General features: G+C 73.7%; 22 protein-coding genes. 14 read left to right on the forward strand and 8 right to left on the reverse strand.

Annotation, left to right across the window (positions count from 1 at the left end; translation table 11 throughout):
* Positions 1-114: 114 nt before the first annotated feature.
* Complete coding sequence (locus tag AMK19_RS04865) at positions 115-1,485, reverse strand: MBL fold metallo-hydrolase (protein ID WP_073808444.1); 1,371 nt, start codon at positions 1,483-1,485, stop codon at positions 115-117.
* 325 nt (positions 1,486-1,810) lie between these two features.
* Here AMK19_RS04865 and AMK19_RS04870 point away from each other — a divergent pair, with 325 nt between their 5' ends.
* The 3 genes from AMK19_RS04870 (at position 1,811) to AMK19_RS04880 (ending at position 3,848) form a co-directional block, all read left to right on the forward strand.
* Complete coding sequence (locus AMK19_RS04870) at positions 1,811-2,188, forward strand: rhodanese-like domain-containing protein (RefSeq protein WP_073808446.1); 378 nt, start codon at positions 1,811-1,813, stop codon at positions 2,186-2,188.
* Positions 2,185-3,153: a sulfite exporter TauE/SafE family protein gene (locus AMK19_RS04875; protein WP_073808447.1), complete on the forward strand. Its 969-nt coding sequence runs from the start codon at positions 2,185-2,187 to the stop codon at positions 3,151-3,153. Before AMK19_RS04870 ends, AMK19_RS04875 begins: the two co-directional genes overlap by 4 nt.
* Positions 3,154-3,275: 122 nt before the next feature.
* Positions 3,276-3,848, forward strand: a complete 573-nt coding sequence (locus AMK19_RS04880; RefSeq protein WP_073808449.1) for a rhodanese-like domain-containing protein — start codon at positions 3,276-3,278, stop codon at positions 3,846-3,848.
* Between the two features lie 148 nt (positions 3,849-3,996).
* Here AMK19_RS04880 and AMK19_RS04885 read toward each other — a convergent pair whose 3' ends face one another.
* Positions 3,997-4,236: a hypothetical protein gene (locus AMK19_RS04885; protein WP_073808450.1), complete on the reverse strand. Its 240-nt coding sequence runs from the start codon at positions 4,234-4,236 to the stop codon at positions 3,997-3,999.
* A gap of 216 nt (positions 4,237-4,452) precedes the next feature.
* Positions 4,453-5,283 carry a pentapeptide repeat-containing protein gene (locus AMK19_RS04890; protein ID WP_073808452.1) on the reverse strand — a complete coding sequence of 277 codons (831 nt, stop codon included), beginning with the start codon at positions 5,281-5,283 and terminating at the stop codon, positions 4,453-4,455.
* Between the two features lie 269 nt (positions 5,284-5,552).
* Here AMK19_RS04890 and AMK19_RS04895 point away from each other — a divergent pair, with 269 nt between their 5' ends.
* Complete coding sequence (locus AMK19_RS04895; protein WP_073808453.1) at positions 5,553-5,975, forward strand: avidin/streptavidin family protein; 423 nt, start codon at positions 5,553-5,555, stop codon at positions 5,973-5,975.
* 62 nt (positions 5,976-6,037) lie between these two features.
* Here the strand turns inward: AMK19_RS04895 and AMK19_RS04900 are convergent, their stop codons facing one another.
* Positions 6,038-6,718 carry a discoidin domain-containing protein gene (locus AMK19_RS04900; protein ID WP_073808455.1) on the reverse strand — a complete coding sequence of 227 codons (681 nt, stop codon included), beginning with the start codon at positions 6,716-6,718 and terminating at the stop codon, positions 6,038-6,040.
* Between the two features lie 98 nt (positions 6,719-6,816).
* Between AMK19_RS04900 and AMK19_RS35850 the strand changes: the two genes are divergently transcribed.
* From AMK19_RS35850 to AMK19_RS37930, 5 genes are all read left to right on the forward strand, one after another.
* A complete protein-coding gene (locus AMK19_RS35850) occupies positions 6,817-6,987 on the forward strand; it encodes a hypothetical protein (protein ID WP_158071868.1) in 171 nt (56 codons plus the stop codon).
* Positions 6,988-7,348: 361 nt separating this feature from the next.
* Entirely contained in the window at positions 7,349-8,755 is a 1,407-nt protein-coding gene (locus AMK19_RS04905; protein ID WP_073808456.1) for a glycosyltransferase family 4 protein, read from the forward strand.
* A complete protein-coding gene (locus AMK19_RS04910) occupies positions 8,752-9,909 on the forward strand; it encodes a glycosyltransferase (RefSeq protein WP_073808458.1) in 1,158 nt (385 codons plus the stop codon). Before AMK19_RS04905 ends, AMK19_RS04910 begins: the two co-directional genes overlap by 4 nt.
* A gap of 1,317 nt (positions 9,910-11,226) precedes the next feature.
* Positions 11,227-12,189: an SGNH/GDSL hydrolase family protein gene (locus AMK19_RS04915; RefSeq protein ID WP_083646503.1), complete on the forward strand. Its 963-nt coding sequence runs from the start codon at positions 11,227-11,229 to the stop codon at positions 12,187-12,189.
* Between the two features lie 41 nt (positions 12,190-12,230).
* Positions 12,231-12,752, forward strand: coding sequence for an NUDIX hydrolase (locus AMK19_RS37930; RefSeq protein ID WP_083646504.1), 522 nt, complete (start codon positions 12,231-12,233; stop codon positions 12,750-12,752).
* A 618-nt stretch (positions 12,753-13,370) separates the two neighbouring features.
* On the opposite strand, the gene AMK19_RS04925 is transcribed toward AMK19_RS37930, so the two are convergent.
* Together AMK19_RS04925 and AMK19_RS04930 are read right to left on the reverse strand one after the other, a co-directional pair.
* Complete coding sequence (locus AMK19_RS04925; protein WP_073808460.1) at positions 13,371-13,682, reverse strand: hypothetical protein; 312 nt, start codon at positions 13,680-13,682, stop codon at positions 13,371-13,373.
* A 132-nt stretch (positions 13,683-13,814) separates the two neighbouring features.
* Positions 13,815-14,132, reverse strand: a complete 318-nt coding sequence (locus AMK19_RS04930) for a DUF6191 domain-containing protein (protein ID WP_073808461.1) — start codon at positions 14,130-14,132, stop codon at positions 13,815-13,817.
* A 174-nt stretch (positions 14,133-14,306) separates the two neighbouring features.
* Here AMK19_RS04930 and AMK19_RS04935 point away from each other — a divergent pair, with 174 nt between their 5' ends.
* The 4 genes from AMK19_RS04935 to AMK19_RS04950 all read left to right on the forward strand — a co-directional run bounded on the left by AMK19_RS04935 (position 14,307) and on the right by AMK19_RS04950 (position 17,711).
* Positions 14,307-15,176: an NAD(P)-dependent oxidoreductase gene (locus tag AMK19_RS04935; RefSeq protein ID WP_073808463.1), complete on the forward strand. Its 870-nt coding sequence runs from the start codon at positions 14,307-14,309 to the stop codon at positions 15,174-15,176.
* A gap of 114 nt (positions 15,177-15,290) precedes the next feature.
* Positions 15,291-16,400 carry an SPFH domain-containing protein gene (locus AMK19_RS04940; protein ID WP_073808464.1) on the forward strand — a complete coding sequence of 370 codons (1,110 nt, stop codon included), beginning with the start codon at positions 15,291-15,293 and terminating at the stop codon, positions 16,398-16,400.
* Complete coding sequence (locus tag AMK19_RS04945; RefSeq protein WP_073808466.1) at positions 16,397-17,296, forward strand: hypothetical protein; 900 nt, start codon at positions 16,397-16,399, stop codon at positions 17,294-17,296. The genes AMK19_RS04940 and AMK19_RS04945 overlap by 4 nt, the downstream gene beginning before the upstream one ends.
* A 184-nt stretch (positions 17,297-17,480) precedes the next feature.
* Positions 17,481-17,711 (forward strand): DUF6296 family protein, encoded by a 231-nt coding sequence (locus tag AMK19_RS04950; RefSeq protein ID WP_073808468.1) that lies wholly within the window; start codon positions 17,481-17,483, stop codon positions 17,709-17,711.
* A 97-nt stretch (positions 17,712-17,808) separates the two neighbouring features.
* Here AMK19_RS04950 and AMK19_RS04955 read toward each other — a convergent pair whose 3' ends face one another.
* Positions 17,809-18,792: an aldo/keto reductase gene (locus AMK19_RS04955; RefSeq protein ID WP_073808469.1), complete on the reverse strand. Its 984-nt coding sequence runs from the start codon at positions 18,790-18,792 to the stop codon at positions 17,809-17,811.
* Between the two features lie 243 nt (positions 18,793-19,035).
* Positions 19,036-19,611, reverse strand: a complete 576-nt coding sequence (locus tag AMK19_RS04960; protein ID WP_073808471.1) for a TerD family protein — start codon at positions 19,609-19,611, stop codon at positions 19,036-19,038.
* 285 nt (positions 19,612-19,896) lie between these two features.
* Between AMK19_RS04960 and AMK19_RS04965 the strand changes: the two genes are divergently transcribed.
* Entirely contained in the window at positions 19,897-20,259 is a 363-nt protein-coding gene (locus AMK19_RS04965; protein WP_073808472.1) for a UBP-type zinc finger domain-containing protein, read from the forward strand.
* Positions 20,260-20,345 lie beyond the last annotated feature (86 nt).

Consider the following 20,345-nt stretch of genomic DNA (forward strand, 5'->3'; position numbering starts at 1 on the left):
GGGCCTTGCTCCGGCGGGCGCCGGGTGGGGCGAGTAATACCCCCGCCGGTATCAACCGGGGCGGTGGGCGGGGAATTCCCGCCCACCGGTCGGGGTGCTGGGGATGCGGGTCGGTCAGGCGGCGGATTCCCACGCGCCGTAGCCGCCGAGCAGGTCGGAGGTCTGCGGGTGGCCGTGGTGGCGCAGCAGGCTGGCGGCGATGGACGAGCGGTGGCCGCCGGCGCAGTGGACGACGACGGCGCGGTCCTGCGGGATCTCGGCGAGGCGCTGGGGCAGCTCGGCCAGCGGGAGGTGCATCGAGCCGGCGATCAGCCCGCCCTCGCGCTCGGAGCCGCCGCGCACGTCGAGGACCAGCGGCGGTTCGTCGCCGGCGAGTTCGGCGCGCAGGTCGGCGACGGTGCGGCGGGCGGCCTGGCGCATCTGCTCGGGCACGGAGCGGAACGTCGCCTCGGGGTCGGCGAGGTGGCCGGCGACCCGGTCGAAGCCGATCCGGGCGAGTCGGGTGACGGTCTCCTGCTCGCGGCCCTCGGGGGCGACGACGAGCAGCTGCCACGCCGGGTCGAGGACGGTGCCGGACTGTTCGGCGAAGCGGCCGTCGGCGGGGACGTTGATGGCGCCGGCCAGGTGCCCGGCGGCGAAGTCGAGCGGGTCGCGGGCGTCGACCACGACGGCGCCCTCGGCGCGGCGGGCGAGGAAGGTCTCGGCGTCCAGCGGGGCGGCGAGCGCGGCGGAGTCGAACAGTTCGCGCTCGCGCCGGTTGAGGTCGGCGTCGTAGCCGAAGTAGCCGGGTGCGGTGGGCTGGCCGGCGGTGACGATGGCCACGAACTCGTCCTCGGTCATCGGCTGGCAGGCGTAGTTGGTGCGGCGCTGCCGGCCGATGGTGGACTGCAGTTCGGTGGAGAGGTTCTTCCCGCAGGCCGAGCCGGCACCGTGCGCGGGGTAGACCCGGACCTCGTCGGGCAGCGCCATCAGCTTGTGCTGGACGCTGTCGTACAGCATCTGCCCGAGTTCGGCGGCGCTGACGCCGGCGGAGGCCAGCAGGTCGGGGCGGCCGACGTCGCCGATGAACAGGGCGTCGCCGGTGAGGACGCCGTACGGGACGGTGTCGTCGGCGTTCTCGCGCACCAGCACGCTGATCGACTCGGGGGTGTGGCCGGGGGTCTCCAGGATCTCCAGCTCCACCGTGCCGAGGCTGATCCGCTCGCCGTCGGCGAGCTTGCGGATCGAGTACTCGGTCTCGGCGCGGCGGCCGTAGCCGATCCAGGCGCCGGTGCGGGCGGCGAGCTCGAGGTGACCGGAGAGGAAGTCGGCGTGGAAGTGGGTGTTGATGACGCCCTCGACCGTGAAGCCGCGCGCTTCGGCCTCGGCCAGGTACTCGTCCACGTCGCGGCGCGGGTCGACCACGACGGCGCGGCCGGTGGTCTCGTCCGCGATCAGGTACGAGGCCTGGGAGAGGCAGTCGAGGTAGTACTGGGCGAAGAACACGGATGTCCTCATCTCTGCGTCGGCAACGTCGGCCGGTCACGGCTGGAGGGTGGAGGTGCGGGCGCCGGTACGGCTCCGCGTGCGGGCGGGGCAGGCTGAGGGGACGCCGCCTCGGACCCGAGGCCCGCCGATACCCCCATGGGTATTATTGCAGGCAGTTCCCGACTGTAGCGGATGCCGGCCAATACGGGTGGGGGTATATGCTCGGTTCCAACGATATACCCCCTCCGGTATCGTCCTCGGGGCGGTTCGCCGCCGCGAAGTACCGCCGGACCCGTGTGCGCAGTCCACACGCACCACCCTCATCACCGCCCAGGAGGACCCCGTGGCCCTGTCCCACCAGCCGCCCGCTCCCGCGCAGATCGACCCCGCCGAGGCGCACCGTCTGGCCGCCGCCGGCGAGGCGCTGCTCTTGGACGTCCGCGAGCCCGCGGAGTACGCCGAGGTGCACGCGCCCGGCGCGGTCCTCGTCCCGCTCGGCAACATAAGCGCCTTCCCCGGCTTCGACGGCGGCCCGGCGGCCGGCACCGACGGCCCGCCGGTGCTCGCTCTCTGCCGCTCCGGGAACCGCTCGAAGGTCGCCACCGACCTGCTGAACGCACGCGGCATCCGGACGGTGAACGTGGTCGGCGGGATGATCGCCTGGCTGCAGGCGGGGCTGCCGTCCCACCAGGGCGAGTGTTCCTGCGGCGCCGCGATATGACCGCCGTCATCCTTGCCCTGATCGCCGGTGCGGTGGTCGGGCTGGCCCTCGGCGGGCTCGGCGGCGGCGGCAGCATGCTGGCCGTACCCGCGCTGATCTACCTGCTCGGGCTGACGCCCGGCACCGCGACCACCGCCAGCCTGCTGATCGTCGCCGTGACCTCCCTCACCGGACTGGTCGCGCACGCCCGGGCCGGCCGCGTCCGCTGGCGCAGCGGCCTGCTGTTCGGCGCCGCCGGACTCCCGTTCGCCGCCCTCGGCGGCGCGCTCTCCCGGCACCTTCCCGGGCCGGCGCTGACCGCCGCGTTCGCCCTGCTCGCCGGCCTGGCTGCCTGGCGGATGCTGTCCGCCGGACGCAAGACCGCCCCCCGCGCAGCCGCCGCGCAGGCGTCGATTCCGGCCCAGAGCCGGGCATCGGCGCCGGACCGCGCCCGGGCGCTCGCGCTCCCCGACGGGACGTCCGTGCACGGCACGGAAGCGGAGCCGGGGACGGAAACGGGAGCCGAACCGGAAACGGAAAACGCTTTCCCGTTGCCCGCCGAGCACGCCCGGCAGCCCGAGTCCGACACCGAGACCGACGCCACCTCCGCTCCCGTTCCCGCGTCCGCGCGCCGCTCCGCGCTGGCGGGTGCCGGCCTGGGTGCGGCGACCGGCGTGCTGGGCGTCGGCGGCGGGTTCCTCGCGGTGCCCGCGCTGGTGTCCTTCCTGGCGTTCTCGATGGCGGACGCGATCGGCACCAGCCTGCTGGTGATCACCCTCAACTCGCTGTCCGCGCTGCTGCCCCGGCTCGGCGGTGCCGCCGACATCCCGTGGGCGGTGGTCGGCCCGTTCGCAGCCGCGGCGATCCTCGGCGCGTGGGACGGCAAGCGGCTGGCGTCGAAGCTGTCCGGCCGCACCCTGCAGCGGATCTTCGCGACCGCGCTGCTCGCGGTGGCCGCCCTGATGCTGGTGGACGCGGTGCTCTGACCGGCCCGCGCCACCTGCCGGAGCCCTCGCAGTCCCACCTGCGTTCTCCGGTACCGTTCCACTCCCCCGCCCGGCGGCGATCCGCACGCCGGGTCACTCCTGCCCGAAAGGCCCCACACCACATGACCACGCCCCTGACCGTCGACCAGCTCCAGCCCAGGCTTCAGCAGCTGACCGTCATCGACGTGCGGTCGCCCGGCGAGTTCGCCGGCGGCCACATTCCCGGTGCCCACAACGTGCCGCTCGACCAGCTGTCGCAGGCGCTGCCCGCGCTGCGCGCCGCCGCCGAGCGCGGCGAGCTGGCGATCACCTGCGCCTCGGGCGCCCGAGCCGGCAACGCGTGCGAGCAGCTGTCCGCCGCCGGCATCCAGGCGCTGCTGATCTCCGGCGGCACCGCGGCCTGGGCCGCCGACGGCAAGCAGCTGGACAAGGTGCCGGGCGAGAAGGTCCGCTGGGCGATGGACCGCCAGGTCCGGATGGTCGCGGGTTCGCTGGTGCTGGCCGGCGTGGTGATCGACCTGGCCGTGCCGGGCGTGCGCTGGGTGTCGGCCGCGGTGGGCGCGGGCCTGCTGTTCTCGGCGGCCACCAACAGCTGCGCGATGGGCGCGATGCTCGGCAAGCTGCCGTACAACCGTCCGCGCAACTCGGGCGCCGCGTTCCAGGCCACGCTGGCCGCCCTGCACGGCGGCAAGTGACCTACGGGTCGGCGACTGCCGAAGCCGGCGGCGTCCGCCCTGGACGTCGGCCCGTGCCCGGCGGTGAGTGAACTCGGCCCTCGGCGCCGCCCGTTGTCGTCACGGGCGGCGCCGAGGGCCTACGCGTCTCGTCGTCCGCCGGCCGTGGTCAGCGGCCGGTCGGGGTGCAGGAGCCCGCGGCGGGCGCCGCCGGAGCGGCGGGTGTCGCGGGTACTGCGGGTGCGGCGGTGTCGTGGTGTCCGGCCAGCCAGAAGCCGATCAGCAGGCCGGCAGTGCCAACCACCTTGTGGCGGTTGCGCTTCCACCACGAGGGTGTACCGGCGGCCATGAACCGTAGCTGGGTGAACTCCGGATGTTCGCGGGGCGGGGTGTCTTTGAACAGTCCCATCGCGGATGATCCTCCTCTCGCGTCGGGGAGGTCATGACCATACGTGGGGAGCACACGGGCCGCAGGTGATTAATCCCGTATCCGGGCTCCACGCGCGCCCCTCGCGCCCCCTCCCGCCCACTGCGCCGTCGTCCCGCGTGCCGCCGCCCCGCAAACCGTCACCGCGCGTGCCGCCGTCCCGCGCGCAGTCACTCTCGCGCCGTCACCAGTGCGCCGTCACCAGTGCGCGGGCCGGGCGAGTCCGGGGCCGATGCGGGTGGTGGAGTCGCCCTTGGCGGCGTTGAGTTGGGACTGCGTCAGGAACAGCGCGCCGGTCAGGTCCGCGCCCCGCAGGTCGGCGTCGCGCAGGTCCGCACCGATCAGGTCGGCACTGCGCAGGTCCGCGCCGGACAGGTCGGCGGCGATCAGATAGGCGCCGCGCAGATTGGCCCCACGCAGGTCGGTACCCTTCAGCCGGGCACCGATCAGGTCCGCGCCGCGGTGGTTGCGCTTCTTTCCGGGCAGCGCGTTGCGGGTCAACTCGCTGGCCCGCAGCAGGAGTTCGCTGGTCTCGGCGCGGATCGCGGGGACGTCGGCGGCGATCAGGGCGGCGGCGTCCCGGCGGGTCAGCTCGTCGATCGCGTCACTCGCGCGGCGCAGCTCGGCGTGTACGGGGCGGGCCCGGGGGAGCTCCAGCGCTTCGGTCAAGTACCAGAGCAGTTCGTGGAGTTGGCGCACCACGGGGAATGCGTCGAACATCTGCCGGGCGGTGTCGGGGTCCTCGCGCCAGCTGCGTCCGTCGAAGGTGTGCTGGGAGATCTTCTGGCCGGCGCCGAAGCAGTCGAAGACGGTACAGCCCTGGTAGCCGCGGTCGCGGAGCTTGACGTGGATTCCGCAGCGGTAGTCGGCGTCGAGGTTGCGGCAGGGGGTGCCGGCGTTCTTGTTGGCGGCGAAGTCGGCGGACTTGGCGAAGGGCAGGGCGACGCAGCACAGCCCGAAGCAGGAGGAGCAGTCGGCGAGCAGGTCGAGGCGACGGCCGGTCGGGGCGGGGTCTTGCTGGTCGGTCACGGTGCGGAGTCTCCTGCGGGCGGGGGCGGGGGGCCTGTTAAGAGTCCATTGTCCCTTGACGCGCAGGCGACTCCGTCCCGGGGGTGAATCGGTCCCGGGGGCGGCGAGGCCGGCGGCCGCCCGGAGGTACGGGGGCCCGAGTCAGTCGTGTCATCCCTCGTGGGACGTCCGCGCGTCGCCGCTGTCCGGGCGGCCGGGGGCGGCACAGTGGTGGCTGGCGCGCCCGGGCCGGGCGCGGTGGCGGCCGGCAGGGCGGCGGGAGGAGCAGCGTGGGCATCACCGGCGACTGGTACAGCGAACTGGGTTCGCACATGCGGTTGGTGGCGGGTCCGGACGGGTCGGTCACGGGCACGTACGTGTCGGCGACGGGCCGGGCGAGCGGCGCGTATCCGCTGGTGGGACGTCTGGTGGCGCCGACGCAGGCCGGGCACGGGACGGCGGTGGGCTGGACGGTGGCGTGGCACAACGAGCGCGGCGACGCGGGTTCGGTGACGTCGTGGAGCGGCCAGTACCAGCAGAACGGCGCGGAGTGGATCTCGGCGGCCTGGCTGTTGACGCGCTCCGCAGAGGCCCCGGACGAGTGGGAGTCGACGGTGGTCGGGCACGACCTGTTCACCCGGCAGGAGCCCGATCCGGCCCGTCTCGAGGAGGTGCGGCGGTTGGCGCGTCCACTGCCGCACCCGGTGCCCTGAGCGAATGCCTGTGCCCGCCCCGCCCCGGTCTCCCGGGGCGGGGCGGGCTGGTGGCCGGCGGGCTACGGCGTGGGCGCGGGCACGCCGGTGGCGGTGAGCTCTGCGGCGCCGGTCCACGGCCCGCGGTTGCCGGCTTCGCCCGGCGCCCTCAGCCGTAGGTAACGTCCGCTCTTCGCCGGGAAGTTGACGGGTTTGGCGGTGGGGGTGTCGGCGAACATCCCGGTGGCGACGGGGCTGCCCCAGGTGCTGGTGCCGTCGGAGATGTAGATCTCGTAGGTGCCGATGCGGCCGTTGACTCCGCCGTCCCTGCGGGGCAGGCAGGTGAGGCTGTCGACGCTGTAGCGGGCGCCGAGGTCGATCCGGATCTCGTGCGGCAGCGGGGTGGCGGTGGTGGACCACCGGGTGCGCCAGAGGGTGCCGCTGCTGCCGTCGATGGCGTTGGCGGCGGCCCCGTTCTCCGTCACGGTCTTCTGGCTGTCGGCCGAGACGACCTTCCAATTGGCCTGTGGGATAGGCCAGTTCGCGGCGACGGGGGTGCCGGTGGACAGGGTGAGGCCGGTGGCGGTGACGTTGAAGGCGCTGGTGACGGCACGGTTGCCGGCCTTGATCCAGAGGACACCGGCCCGGTCGGCGGGGTCGAAGTACCAGCCGGTGTTCGCGGCGTCGTACGCGGCCTTGCCGGTCGGCTTGGCGAGTGCGGCCGTCCCGACCGTGAAGCTGCTCGGCGCGGCGGCCTCTTGCACGGTGAATTCGTAGTCTCGAGCCGCGAGTTGGCCGTTGTAGCTGCCGTTGGGCGCGGGCCAGTTGGATCCGGGCGGCGGCCCCGCCGGAGGTGGTGACCGTGAAGGTGTCGCCGGAGCGGGTGACGCCGGTGGCGTTGCCGGCGGTGGTGGCGCGGGCGGCGGTGGTGGCGCGGGCGGCGTCGGCCGGGCCGGCCACGGCGGCCAGTGTCGCCGGCATCAGCGTGGTCGCGGTGGATCGCCGGGCGGGCGCGTCCGGGTCTGTGCGGTGAGGTCCGTGGGGCGGGGCGCATCGGGATTCCTCCTGAGCGGGCGGACGGACAGTGGGCGGTGCGGGCCGGACCCGCGGGGTGCTGGAGGTCCGCCAAGTCATCTGCAGGAACTTGTGGTTGAACGTCGGAGTCGATCCCGCGAGCTGACCTGCACACATCGCAGCCGCAAGCGCGCCATGGCGTCGAGCATTCGTTCAAGCCTCGTTCCGCGCAGTTTTGTGCACAGTGCGCAGCCCGTTTGCGCGAACCGTCCGGGTCACGGCCGGGCCCGTCGGCCGGTGTGCGGAAATGGCGGCAGACGTTCGCCTGCGCGAAAGATCCCTTTGTCCGGGCGCATGCCCGGCTTGGCCACAACGTTGGCATGCGAGTCGCCATCGTCACCGAATCCTTCCCGCCCGAGGTCAACGGCGTGGCCCACAGCGTGCTGCGGGCCGCCGAACACCTCGTCCGGCGGGGTCACCAGCCACTGGTGATCACGCCCGCGCCGGCCCGGGGCGCGCACTGCCCGCCGCAGTCCTTCGGCCCGGACCGGGAACCGCTGCCGGTGGTGCGCATTCCCTCCGTTCCGCTGCCCCGCTACCCCCAGGTGCGCATCGCGCTGCCCAGCCGTCGGCTCGCCGCCGCCCTCACCGCCCACCGGCCGGACGTGGTGCACCTCGCCAGCCCGTTCGTGCTCGGTGCGCGCGCCGCCAGGATCACCGAACGCCTCGACCTGCCGACGGTGGCCGTCTACCAGACCGACCTCGCCGGGTACGCGCAGGCGTACCGGATGGGACGCGGGCTGGGCTCGGCGCTCGCCTGGGCGCGGATCCGCTCCGTGCACCGCTCCGCCGCGCGCAACCTCGCCCCGTCCACCCCCGCCGCCCAGGACCTCACCGCGCACGGCGTGCGCAACGTCCGGATCTGGGCGCGCGGCGTCGACTCCGCGCGCTTCCACCCCGAGCACCGCGACGAGGCGCTGCACCGCACGCTGGCCCCCGGCGGCGAGGTCCTGGTCGGCTACGTCGGCCGGCTCGCCCCCGAGAAGCGCGTCGACCTGCTCGCCGAGACCTCCCGGCTGCCCGGGGTGCGAGTGGTGGTGATCGGCGACGGGCCGAGCGCGCCCGCATTGAAGGCCGCGATGCCCGGCGCGGTCTTCCTCGGCCGCCGCACCGGCGCCGGACTCGCGCGCTGCTTCGCCTCGTTGGACGTGTTCGTGCACACCGGCCCGTTGGAGACCTTCTGCCAGACCATCCAGGAGGCGATGGCCAGCGGCGTCCCCGTGGTCGCCCCCGCCGTCGGCGGCCCGTTGGACCTGGTCGGCCACCACCGCACCGGCCTGCTGGTCGCCCCCCGCGACGCCGGAGCCGTCGCCCGCGCCGTCGCCACCCTCGCGGCCGCCCCCGACCTCCGCACCCACTACGGTGCCGCCGGCCGCGCCGACGTCACCGACCGCACCTGGGAGGCGGTCGGCGACCAGCTCATCCGGCACTACCAGGACGTCCTCGCCGAACACCGCGCCCGACCGGCCGACACGCCCGGCAGGACCAAACGGAAAACGCTTTCCCGCTCCTCCGACGCAACGCTCTCCGCCGACGCCGTGCCCTCCGCCGTCTCCGTGCCCTCCGCCGTCTCCGTGCCCTCGGTGGCCCCTTCCCCGGGCGACCTCCCGGCGATGCCGGCACCCCGTCCGCCCGACACCGCACCCGCACTGCCGGCATCGGCCACCGCGTCTGCCGCCGCGCCCGCACCGGCGGCCGGTGAACTGGTCGAGGAGCAGCCGGCGTGAACGGAGGACTGCGCATCGTCCGGGTGGCGAACTTCGTCACCCCGGTCTCCGGCGGCCTGCGGACCGCACTGCGGCACCTCGGCGCCGGCTACCTGGCATCGGGCCACCAGCCGGTGCTGATCGTCCCCGGGGCGCGCCGCAGCGACGAGTGGACCGAGCAGGGCCGGGTGATCACGCTGCCCGGCCCCCCAATGCCGGGCAGCGGCGGCTACCGGGTCCTCCGGGACCGGCGTCAAGTGACCGCCGTCCTCGACGAGTTGGCCCCCGACCGGCTGGAGGTCTCGGACCGCACCACACTGCGCTGGACGGGCGCCTGGGCGAAGACTCACGGAGTGCGGTCGATGATGGTCTCGCACGAGAGTGCCACCGGCGTCCTCGGCACCTGGGGCCTGCCCCCGCGCCTGGCGCGCCGCCTCGCCGACCGGCTCAACTCCCGTACGGCGCAGGCCTACGACACGGTGCTGTGCACGACGGCGTGGGCGGCCGAGGAGTTCGAGCGGATCGGCGCCGCCAACCTCGCCCAGGCGCCACTGGGCGTCGACCTGACGACCATGCACCCCGACCGCCGCGACCCGGCCCTGCGGGCCCGGCTGGCCGGGCCGCACCAGGTCCTGCTGGTGATGTGCTCACGGCTGTCGGCCGAGAAGCGCCCGGAACGGGCCCTCCAGGCACTGGCGGAACTCCGCCGCCGCCACCGCGTCCCCGCCGTACTGGCCGTCGCCGGAACGGGACCCCTGCGCGCCCGCTTGGAACGCCAGGCCGCCGAACTGCGGCTGCCCGTGCGATTCCTCGGCCACCTCGCCGAACGCTCCGACGTGGCCGCCCTGTTGGCGACCGCCGACGCGGTGATCGCCCCCGGCCCGGTGGAAACCTTCGGCCTGGCCGCACTCGAAACCCTGGCCTGCGGCACCCCCGTCGCCGTCAGCCGCTCCTCCGCCCTCCCCCAGGTCGTCGGCCCGGCAGGCCTCGCAGCCGCCGACACCGGCAGCGGTTTCGCCGACGCCGTGACGCAACTCCTGACCCGCCCCGAACCCGAACGCCGCGCCACCGCACGCACCCGCGCCGAACAGTTCAGCTGGAACGCCGCCACCACCGCCTTCCTCACCGCCCACCACGCAGCCACCGCCCCCGCCGCCCACCACCTCACACCCTGACCCCCACCGGACCCCCGTCCGACCGCTCACGCGCGCGGGGGCAAGCAGCGGCCCCACCCACCCCGAACCCGAACGCCGTACCACCGCACGCACCCGCGCCGAACAGTCCAACCGGAGCCTCGCCACCACTTCCTTCCTCACCGCCCACCGCACCAGCCGCCGACCCCCACGTCAACCGCCCACCACCGCCCCGCCTCATGCGGCAGCACACAGGGACCCCTGCCACCCGCCACCAGCCGCCGCTACTCCCGTCCCCGTGCGCGACCACCAACGCCCCCCAACCCGCGCCCACTTCGCACGCACCAACGTCGCCGCCCACCACCGACCCCGCCGCATGTGGTGGCGCGCGACGGCCGTACCCACCCGCCCTCCGCCACCTTGGCCGCAATACGCGACCACCGGCTCCCGCCACCCCGGACCGCGCTCCGCACCCGTCAGTCCTGCCGCCCACCACCTCACGCCTCAGCGCCCGCGAGGAGGCATCACCGACCCCCCAACCCACCGCCGGCCACCCCGCCCCGCATCACCCGACCGCCAACTCCGCCAACCTCGTCGCCCACCACACCCAGCCGCCGGCTCCCCGCCCGGCCGACCGCCACCGCCCCCGCCTCATGCGGTGGCACGCAGCAGCCCCAAGCACCCACCACCTGCTGCCCCATCCTCGTAAGCGACCACCAACTCACCGCTACCACCCTCCACTTCGCACCCGCCGGCCTTGCCGGCCACCACACCCGCCACCGGCTCCCCGTCCGACCGCCCGCTGCCGATCCCGCCTCGGACCGTGGTGCGGAGCAGCCCAACCACCCACCACCGGTCGCCTCTTCTCCCACTCCACCGCCCCGCGCCACAACACCCGGCCGCCAACTCCTCCCACCGTCGCATCCACCACGCCATCCAGCCCGCAGCGACCTCGGGGAATCCGCACCCACACAACCAATCGCCATCCGGCACGCCACAGCGCCCAGCCCGTCGGCTCCACCCTCCCCACCCGCCACCCGCCACCCGCCACCCGCGTCATCGGGCGTCACCTCCTCCACCCCGCCAGCACCACCGATCCCACCTCGCCATCGGCCGCAACTACCACCAACTACCCGCACCCGCACGGCGTTCCGCACGCGCCGGCCCATCACAGGACCGCCCCACGCCACCCCGCCCAGCCCCGCAGCGTCCCCAACCACCCATGGCTCCACAGCACTCGGCACCCCCACCCCCTCACATCGCGCTCCCGGCCCCTCCCGCCTTGACGCACGCCAGGCCCCAACTTCCCACTCCCCCACCGCACTCCACACCCATCCCCGACCCCGCTGGAGGGACGTGATGACGGTTCGGTTCGCGGCGCTCGGCGACTCCCTCACCGAGGGCGTCGGCGACCCCGTTCCCGGCGGTTGGCGAGGCTGGGCAGCGTTGCTCGCGCCCAGCCTGTCGCCGGACCCCGTGGACTTCCGCAACCTCGCCAACAGCGGCGCACTCAGCCGCGACCTGCTGGTCTCCCAACTGCCCACCGCCCTCGCGCTGCGCCCGCAGTACGCGGCGGTCGTGGTCGGCGGCAACGACACCCTGCGCGCCTCGTTCGACCTCGAGCTGACGGCACGTCAATTTTCCTCGATTCTCTCCTCGTTGACTGCAACGGGCACCGTCCCGCTCACCGCCTGCCTGCCCGACCCCGGCAGGCTGCTGCGCCTTCCGGCACCGCTCGCACGTCCGTTGGCGCGCCGGATGCGCGGCGTGAACGCGATGGTCCATGCGCTGTCCGATCACCACCACGCCGTCCACCTGCACCTCGCGGACCTGCCATGGACCGAGCAGCGCGCCCTGCTGAGCGTGGACCGGCTCCATCCCAGTGCCGCCGGGCACCAGTTGATCGCGCGCGGCTTCCACACCCTGCTCGCCGAGAGCGGCCACCCGGTGGGCCCGCCGCCCGCCGAACTCCCCACCCGCACGCCCGCTCCGGGCGCGGACCTGTGGTGGATGGCCACTCGCGGCACCCGCTGGGTCGCGGCCCGCTCCACCGACCTGCTGCCCGGTCTGTTCGCTCTCGCCGCAATGGAGGCCCGCCACCTGCTGCGCGGCTCGGCCCGCCGCCTCGACCACGCCGACGCCCAAGCCACCGCCGCCATCATCACCCGCCTCACCACTCCCAACACCCCCCAGCCCAGCCCCACCCCACAGCCCGCACCACCCACCGCGAACAACTCCCCCGCCGGCCAAAGCATCAACAGCACTGCCAGTGGCCGGACTTGGGACAGTTCGCCGCCGCGCCCCGGCAGACCCCTCGCGTAGCCGGGCCCGGGAGTGTCGGACCGGCCTCGTATCGTGACCGGGTGACTCACAACGTGATCCACCGCCGGGCCCTCGAAGCGGCGGCTGCCGACGCCCGCCTGGCCGGGGTTGAGCTTGACGGCGCATGTGAGTGGCTGGCCTCGGCCGGCCCCACGCTGACGGAGCCGTTCGGCGCCGAGGTCTGGGTCTTCGACGAGGATCTCGCGCGGGTCCTGCTGGTCGAGAACCGCTGGCGAGGCCTGGTGCCGCCGGGCGGGCGGGTCGAACCCGGGGAGACGCCCAGGGAGGGCGCGATCCGTGAGCTGTTCGAGGAGACCGGCCTGCGGGTCGAACCGTTCCCGGAGCCGGCCATGGTCGCAGTCCGCTGCTATCGCCCCGGGGGGACCGTCACACTCGGGCTGTCCTACACCGCGGTTGTCGACGCCGCGGTGCCCCTCACCGCCGAGAGCGGCCAGCCGGTGGCCTGGATGAGCCTGCACCAGGACTGGGAGAGCCACTTCCCGGGGGACCCGACCCGAATGCGCCGCCATGCCGAGCGGATCGCTCGCACCACCCCCGGCTGACCGCGCCACGGCCCGATCCGCCGACGAAACCCGGGCCCACAGGTCTCGACGAACCGCCGATCGCCCGTCGGAAACGGTAGTCGCATGCCTTCCGCAGCCGGGTCCCCGTCGGCCTGGACGCGCAGAAGTCCGGGATCGTCCGGAATGGCCGCGAGGCGCTCGAAGCCGCCGCCCGCCACTCGCCCGCGCGTCCCCGCGCCGAGCGGCCTGCGCTCGTTGCCCTGTCGCTCATGCCCGACAGCGCGAGCCCCGCAGACACCCCGTTCGAGCGCCTCCTGTGCTGCGTCTGCGGCGAGAGCACCGCCGACTCCGACGACTACGTGCTCCTCGGGATCAGCGCCCCGGCGTCCCCATCGAGCAGTGGCTCGGCGCCCACGCGGAACACCTCAACGGCGTCCTCGCCCGCGGCTTTTCGGTCGAGGTGCACACGATGCGACCCCAGCCCTGTCACGCTCAAGTACCGGGCGTCGACCAGCAGTTGCCGGCGATCTCGCGTCCGCCCCCGATGCTCCCGCAAGCGTCACGGCCGCGCAGGCAGCGACGACGACGCCCGACCGGCCGCCGCGCCGGCCCTTTTTCGGTGGCCGGAGGTCCGCTCCCGACGCCCCGGGCGGCCGCTCAGCGCTGCTGGCGTTCGGTCCGGCTGTCGAAGTACGCGTCCAGGTAGGCGTCCGGCTCCAGCGTGCTGTCCCGCAGCAGCGAGAACACCTCCGCGCCCGCGCCCGGCACGCCGTCGCCGCCGAGGCGGTAGGACTGTGCGAGGCCGAGGTACGCGACCCCCGTCTCGGTGGCGTACGTTTCCGCCTCCGCCTCCGCCCGGGCGATCGCGTCGTCGGCCGAGGACGCCTGCCAGAGCGTGATCCGCTCCTCGTAGCTGCGCCCGCCCGAAGCCGCCCACTCGAATACGCATCGGACTCCGTACCAGTTCATGCCCGCGTCCGTCCCCACGTCCCGCTCCCTGCTCCCTTGTGCCGTGCCACGGGAGCATTCTCCCTGCGCAGGTACGAACTGCGCAGGTACGAACTGCGCAGGTACGAACTGCGCAGGTACGAACAGCCGCCGTCAGGAGGACTTCGGGATCCTGATCACGGCAGAGCCGCGCGTCAGGTCGATCCGGCTGCTGTTCGGCGGCGCGCCGTCCTCGTCCTCGTCGCGCATCATCAGCGCCGACTGCCGTTCCTTCAGCTCGTTCTGCTTGCCCGCCGAGAACTGGGCGTGGAGCTGTTCGAACCCGGTCGCCGAGATCTGGCCCTGCCGGTGGCCGGGCCGCCAGGGCAGCAGGCCTGCGCGGCCTGCGCGAAGCAGGACTTGGTCGACCACCGCGAGGGCGGTGAGCAGCAGCACCAGGCCCGGCAGCGTAACGAAGACGATGAACCCCATGGGTCCAGTATCACCGCCGGGCCGGTCGCCGAACAGGGGCCGAGGTCTCCCGTTCGGCCCTCGCGGCGGGACACCGGGGGCGGGGCCCGGTCGTGCCGTACCGGCCGGGCGGCGGGGGTGCGTCGTAGCATCGCCCTCGGATCACCGTTCGCATCCCGCTGGAAGGCAGTGAGCATGGACGTCGGTTTCGTCGGTCTGGGCGCGATGGGTCGGGCGATGGCCCGTCGACTGCTGGACGCTGGGCATTCGGTGCGGGTGTGGAACCGCTCGCCCGAGCCGGTGGCGGAGTTGGTCGCGGACGGGGCGTCGGCGGCGCGAACGCTCGCGGACGCGTTCGGCGCGGAGGTCACGATCTCCATGCTGGCGGACGACCGAGTGGTCGAACGCCTTTTGCTGAACGACGAGTTGCTGTCCTCGGCGCGGGCGGCGGTGCACGTCAACATGGCCACCGTCTCGCCGGGGCTGGCGCGCCGCGCCGCCGAGTTGCACGCACAGCACGGCCTCGGATACATCGCGGCGCCGGTGCTGGGCCGGTCGGACGCGGCGGCGGCCGGGAACCTGAACATCCTGGCGGCCGGTCCGGCCGCCGAACTCGACTGGGTGGCACCGCTGTTCGACGCGATGGGCCGCCGCACCTGGCATCTCGGCGAGGACCCGGCGGCCTCGAACGTGGCGAAGATCAGCGCCAACTTCCTTCTGGTGTCGGCGATCGAGGCGTTCTCGGAGGCCGCGGTGCTCGCCGAGACGAACGGGCTCGACCCGGCCGCGCTGCTCGACGTCCTCACCAACTCCCTGTTCCCGGGCCCGGTTTACGCCGGCTACGGCGCGATGATCACCGAACGCTCCTTCGATCCGGCCGGGTTCCGCCTCGCGCTCGGACTGAAGGACGTGAACCTCGCCCTGGAGACCGCCGCCGGCGCCAACGCCCCGCTCCCACTGGCCTCGCTGCTGCGCGACTCCCTGCTCCAGGCCATCGCCCACGGCCACGGCGAGAGCGACCTCGCCGCGATCTCCACCGCCTCCCGCACGCGGGCCGCCATCTGACGCCCGCCGAGCCTCGGGCCCACGGGCCCACCACCCCTCTTTTCGTCGCATTGACGACAATGACCGCCCCGCCTTATCGTCATCAAGACGAAAAGAGAGGACGGTCACGACGCCATGGCCGACATCACCCGCCGCTTCGGCTTCCGCCACCTGCGTTCCGCCCCCACCAGCCACATCCGCCACCTGCGGGGCGGCCAGGTCGCCCACGAGGGCACCGGGCTCGCCTTCTGGTTCCGGCCGCTCACCGCCGCGATATCCGAAGTACCGGCGGACGACCGCGAGTTGGCGATGATGTGCCACGCCCGCACGGCCGACTTCCAGGACCTCGCGGTCCAGGCCACCGTCACCTACCGGATCAGTGACCCGACGGTCGCCGCCACCCGCCTGGACTTCGGCATCGACCCCGACACCGGCGCGTGGCGGGCCGAACCGCTCGCCCAGCTCGCCACCCTGCTCACCGAGACAGCCCAGCAGCACGCCCTCCAGCTGATCGCCCGAACTCCCCTGGCGGACACCCTGGTTGATGGTGTGGCGGCGGTCCGCGAACGGATCGCCGAGGGGCTGGTCGGCGAACCCCGGCTGGGCGAGATCGGCCTGATGGTGCTGGCGGTCCGCGTCACCGCCGTCCGGCCCGAGGCCGAGATGGAGCGGGCGCTGCGCACCCCCGCCCGCGAGCAGGTCCAGCAGGAGGCGGACCGGGCCACCTACGAGCGTCGCGCGGTCGCGGTCGAGCGGGAGCGCACCATCGCCGAGAACGAACTCGCCAGCCGGATCGAACTGGCCCGCCGCGAAGAGGAGTTGGTGACCCAGCAGGGCGCGAACGCGCGTCGCGAGGCGGAACAGAAGGCGGCCTCGGACGCGATCCGCACCGACGCCGAGGCGGCCCGCCGCACCCGGCTGGCGGTCGCGGAGGCCGAGGCAGCGGGCACCCTGGCCGTACAACAGGCCGAGGCGGCACGGTCGTTGGGCGAGGCGAAGGCCGCCGCCGAGGCGGCGTGGCTGACGGCGCACCAGCAGGCCGGACCGGAGGTTTTGCAGGCGCTGGCCCTGATCCGGCTGGCCGAGCACCTGCCCCGGATCGACAGCATCACCCTCACCCCGGACGTCCTGACCGGCCTGCTCACCCGCCTGTCCACCCCGACCACACCGCCCACGCCGTCCACCTCGCGGTCCGCCACGCCGTCCACCGCCCCGACGGGCGGCGCGGATCGGCCGGTCCGATGAGTCTCGCGCCGCGCGTGGTGCTGGTCCACCGCCGCACCGAGTACCAGGAGTTGATCGCGCACCACGGCACGCACGGCCAGGCGGAGTTCTTCCTCGCCGGCCGCTACCGTTCGCTCGACGAGGCGGAGCAGCGGCACGACCTGGCGCGGGCCGCGCTGGCGGAGGTGTCGGCGGCGGTGCCGCTGGACTGGCGGCAGACCCGGGTGGAACGGGCGGACCTGGACCGGTTCCTGTTCGGACCGGAGGACCTGGTGGTGGTGGTCGGCCAGGACGGGCTGGTCGCCAACACCGCCAAGTACCTGTCGGGGCAGCCGGTGATCGGAATCGACGCGGAGCCGGGCCGCAACCCGGGCGTGCTGGTGCGCCACCGTCCGGGCCGGGCCGGGCAGTTGCTGCGGGCTGCCGTCGGACCGGGCGCGGAGGGGAGGTTTGAGGCCCGCACCATGGTGGAGGCGGTGGCGGACGACACCCAGCGGCTGTTGGCGCTGAACGAGATCTACTTCGGGCAGGCCGGTCACCAGACCGCCCGCTACCGGCTGTCCGCGCCCGGCGGCGCGGCGGAGTCGCAGGCGTCCTCGGGGGTACTGGTCGGCACCGGCACCGGCGCGACGGGGTGGTGCCGTTCGGCGTGGCTGGAGCGGTCGAGCCGGCTGCCGCTGCCCGGGCCGACGGCGTCACAGCTGTCCTGGTTCGTCCGCGAGGCGTGGCCGTCGCCGGTCACCGGCACCTCCCGGGTCGAGGGTCTGCTGGGCGCCGAGCAGCAACTCGCCCTCACGGTGGAGTCGGAGCGGCTGGTGGCGTTCGGCGACGGCATCGAGTCCGACGCGCTGTACCTCACCTGGGGCCAGACCGTCCGGGTCGGCCCGGCCGCTCAACGCCTCCACCTGCTGACCTGAACCGCGCCCACGGAGCCCCGACCCGCCCAACGCCTCCACCCACAGCGCCCCGCCGGCCCACCCCCACCGCGCAGCGCGCCGCCGCACCACGCACCGCGCCACCGCCGCCGCGCCCGCCGTCCGGGAGCGACCGTCGGCGGGGCGCTGCCTAGGATGGAAAGAACGACGGGAAGGAGGTCCTGCCATGGCCCGACGATTCGCTCTCACCTTCCCCGGCGAGACCGGGGGCCACGCGAAGCAGGACGTGGTGGTGGTCGAGGCGACCGGCACCCGGGGCCCCGGCGGGCACCCGGTGTACGCGGATGCGTCCGGCATCGTGCAGGCCGAGATCAGTGACGCCGGCGAGGTCCGGATGATGGCCAGCGGCGGCCACCAGACGCCCCGGACGCCGATGCACGCCGAGCCGCTGCCCTGACCCCGGGCGTTCTCCTCCACCAATGGGAAAGCGCTTACCGACTGCCTCCGGTAAGCGCTTTCCCGCTACGCCCTGTCAATCGGACCTACATACCACGTCACCAGCGCGGGTGAACCTGCGCCCGCAGCTTCCGGTCGTACAGGTCCCGCACGGCGGCGAGGGTCTGCGGCGGGAGCGGCGACAGCGCGGCCGTCTCGGCGTTGGCCCGGGCCTGCTCGGGGTTGCGGGCGCCGGGGATGACGGTGGTGACGCCGGGCTGCTGGACGATCCAGCGCAGCGCGGTCTGCGCGGAGGTGGCACCGGGCGGGGCGAGGCGGGCGAATTCGTCGGCGGCCTCGATGCCGGTCTCGAAGTCGACGCCGGAGAAGGTCTCGCCCTGGTCGAAGGCGGAGCCGTCCCGGTTGTAGGTGCGATGGTCGTCCGTGCCGAACAGGGTGTCCTTGGTGTACTTGCCGGACAGCAGGCCGGACGCCAGCGGCACGCGGGCGATGATGCCGACGCCGGCCTTCTCGGCGGCGGGCAGCACCTCGTCCAGCGGCTTCAGCCGGAACGGGTTGAGGATGATCTGGACGCTGGCGACGCCGGGCCGGGCGATCGCGGTCAGCGCCTCGGCGCAGGTCTCCACGCTGACGCCGTACGCGGCGGTGCGGCCTTCCTCAACCAGGGTGTCGAGCGCGTCGAACACCTCGTCGCTGGAGTACACCGGAGTGGGCGGGCAGTGCAGCTGCACCAGGTCGAGCCGGTCCACGCCCAGGTTGCGGCGCGAACGGTCGGTCCACTCGCGGAAGTTGGCGAGGGTGTAGTTCTCCGGCAGCTGCGGCAGCCGGCGCCCGAGCTTGGTGGCGACCGTCAGGCCTTCGTTCTGGCGGGACTTCAGGAAACGGCCGATCAACTGCTCGCTACGGCCGTCCCCGTAGACATCGGCGGTGTCGAAGAACGTCACCCCGGCGTCGGCGGCCGCGTCCAGCACCGCCAGTGCGTCGTCCTCCAGCACGACGCCCCAGTCGGCACCCAGCTGCCACGTCCCGAGACCTACCACCGACACCGGACGCCCGGTCCGGCCAAGTACACGCTGTTCCATGCGCCGAGCCTGCCACACCGCCCGCCACCGCCCAACCCCCGACACTCCCCCACCCGGCCCCCGGCCCCGGCTCGGCCCCAGCCCGACCCCGGCGCACCCGCATGACGGGCGGCGGAAAACACAGCAGGGGCCGGATCTCCAGGATCCGGCCCCTGACCTGCAACTGACCTGCAACTGGCCCGCGGCACGGCCGCGCAGCCGGCCCGCCCGCCCGCCGATGCGACCGAAGCGCCCCGGCGAACGTCAGACGTTCACGCCGTAGTCCAGCGCGATGCCGCGCAGGCCGGAGGCGTAGCCCTGGCCGATGGCGCGGAACTTCCACTCGGCGCCGTAGCGGTAGAGCTCGCCGAAGACCATGGCGGTCTCGGTGGACGCGTCCTCCGACAGGTCGTAGCGGGCGACCTCGCTGCCGTCGGCCTCGTTGACGACCCGGATGAAGGCGTTGCGGACCTGGCCGAAGCTCTGGCGGCGCTGCTCGGCATCGTAGATCGACACCGGGAAGACGACCTTGGCGACCTGCGGCGGAACGGCCGACAGGTCGACCTTGATCTGCTCGTCGTCGCCGTCGCCGCCACCGGTGAGGTTGTCGCCGCTGTGTTCGACCGAACCCTCGGGGCTGCGCAGGTTGTTGTAGAAGACGAAGTGCTGGTCACTGAGAACCCGGCCGGCCTCGTTGCACAGCAGCGCGCTGGCGTCGAGGTCGAAGTCGGCGCCCGTGGTGGCCCGAACGTCCCAGCCGAGGCCGACGATGACGGCGGTGAGCCCCGGGGCCTCCTTCGTCAGCGAGACGTTTCCGCCCTTGGCGAGCGAGACTCCCATGTTGCCCTCCTGTGGTATCCCCGTGCCGGGCCCGGCAGTTCGGCCCGGCGGCCGGCCCCCGGCCGCTTCCGCAGGCCCGGGCCCCGGATTGAATCTACAGCACTGTAGATCCGGACGGAATCCGCCCGTCACACCCGGTCCACCCCGATCGCCCCGATCACCCAGATCACCCCGGCCCGCCCCACCCCGGCCACGCGGGCTCTCGGCCCGGCCACGCCGCGCCGGGGCCGCGTTCCGGCGTCGGCCGCCACCCCGGGCATACCCTTTCCGACGGAGGTGCCCGAGATGAGTGAAGACACGACGATCCCCGGTATCGACCCGGCGGTGCCGCCCAGTGGCGACGGCTGCGTGGAGTGCCTGGCCGGTGAGGGCCAGGGCTGGTGGTTCCATCTGCGCCGGTGTGCGGCGTGCGGACACATCGGATGCTGCGACTCCTCGCCGTCCCAGCACGCCAGCGCGCACGCACGCTCGGCCGGCCACCGGTTCCTGACCAGTTTCGAACCGGGTGAGGACTGGTTCTGGAACACCGAGACCGAGCAGTTCTACGAGGGCCCGCCGCTGGTCGGCCCGTCCGCGCACCCGGTCACCCAGCCCGCTCCCGGGCCGGCCGGCCACGTCCCGATCGACTGGCAGCAGCGCCTGCGCTGACACCCACCACCCCGCAGAGAACAGCTGCAGCGACCGACCGTACCCGGCCCACCACTCGTGCCGGGTACGGTCGGTTGTGGTGCCGG

It is taken from the genome of Kitasatospora sp. CB01950, assembly GCF_001905465.1.
In the GTDB taxonomy this organism is placed as follows: Bacteria; Actinomycetota; Actinomycetes; order Streptomycetales; family Streptomycetaceae; genus Kitasatospora.

Bases quoted from the DNA above. Each gene is read 5' to 3' on its own strand.
- AMK19_RS04875 (WP_073808447.1), top strand. From the start codon at position 2,185: ATGACCGCCGTCATCCTTGCCCTGATCGCCGGTGCGGTGGTCGGGCTG.
- AMK19_RS04880 (WP_073808449.1), top strand. From the start codon at position 3,276: ATGACCACGCCCCTGACCGTCGACCAGCTCCAGCCCAGGCTTCAGCAG.
- AMK19_RS04885 (WP_073808450.1), bottom strand. From the start codon at position 4,236: ATGGGACTGTTCAAAGACACCCCGCCCCGCGAACATCCGGAGTTCACC.
- AMK19_RS04905 (WP_073808456.1), top strand. From the start codon at position 7,349: ATGCGAGTCGCCATCGTCACCGAATCCTTCCCGCCCGAGGTCAACGGC.
- AMK19_RS04915 (WP_083646503.1), top strand. From the start codon at position 11,227: ATGACGGTTCGGTTCGCGGCGCTCGGCGACTCCCTCACCGAGGGCGTC.
- AMK19_RS04925 (WP_073808460.1), bottom strand. From the start codon at position 13,682: ATGAACTGGTACGGAGTCCGATGCGTATTCGAGTGGGCGGCTTCGGGC.
- AMK19_RS04930 (WP_073808461.1), bottom strand. From the start codon at position 14,132: ATGGGGTTCATCGTCTTCGTTACGCTGCCGGGCCTGGTGCTGCTGCTC.
- AMK19_RS04935 (WP_073808463.1), top strand. From the start codon at position 14,307: ATGGACGTCGGTTTCGTCGGTCTGGGCGCGATGGGTCGGGCGATGGCC.
- AMK19_RS04940 (WP_073808464.1), top strand. From the start codon at position 15,291: ATGGCCGACATCACCCGCCGCTTCGGCTTCCGCCACCTGCGTTCCGCC.
- AMK19_RS04945 (WP_073808466.1), top strand. From the start codon at position 16,397: ATGAGTCTCGCGCCGCGCGTGGTGCTGGTCCACCGCCGCACCGAGTAC.
- AMK19_RS04950 (WP_073808468.1), top strand. From the start codon at position 17,481: ATGGCCCGACGATTCGCTCTCACCTTCCCCGGCGAGACCGGGGGCCAC.
- AMK19_RS04955 (WP_073808469.1), bottom strand. From the start codon at position 18,792: ATGGAACAGCGTGTACTTGGCCGGACCGGGCGTCCGGTGTCGGTGGTA.
- AMK19_RS04960 (WP_073808471.1), bottom strand. From the start codon at position 19,611: ATGGGAGTCTCGCTCGCCAAGGGCGGAAACGTCTCGCTGACGAAGGAG.
- AMK19_RS04965 (WP_073808472.1), top strand. From the start codon at position 19,897: ATGAGTGAAGACACGACGATCCCCGGTATCGACCCGGCGGTGCCGCCC.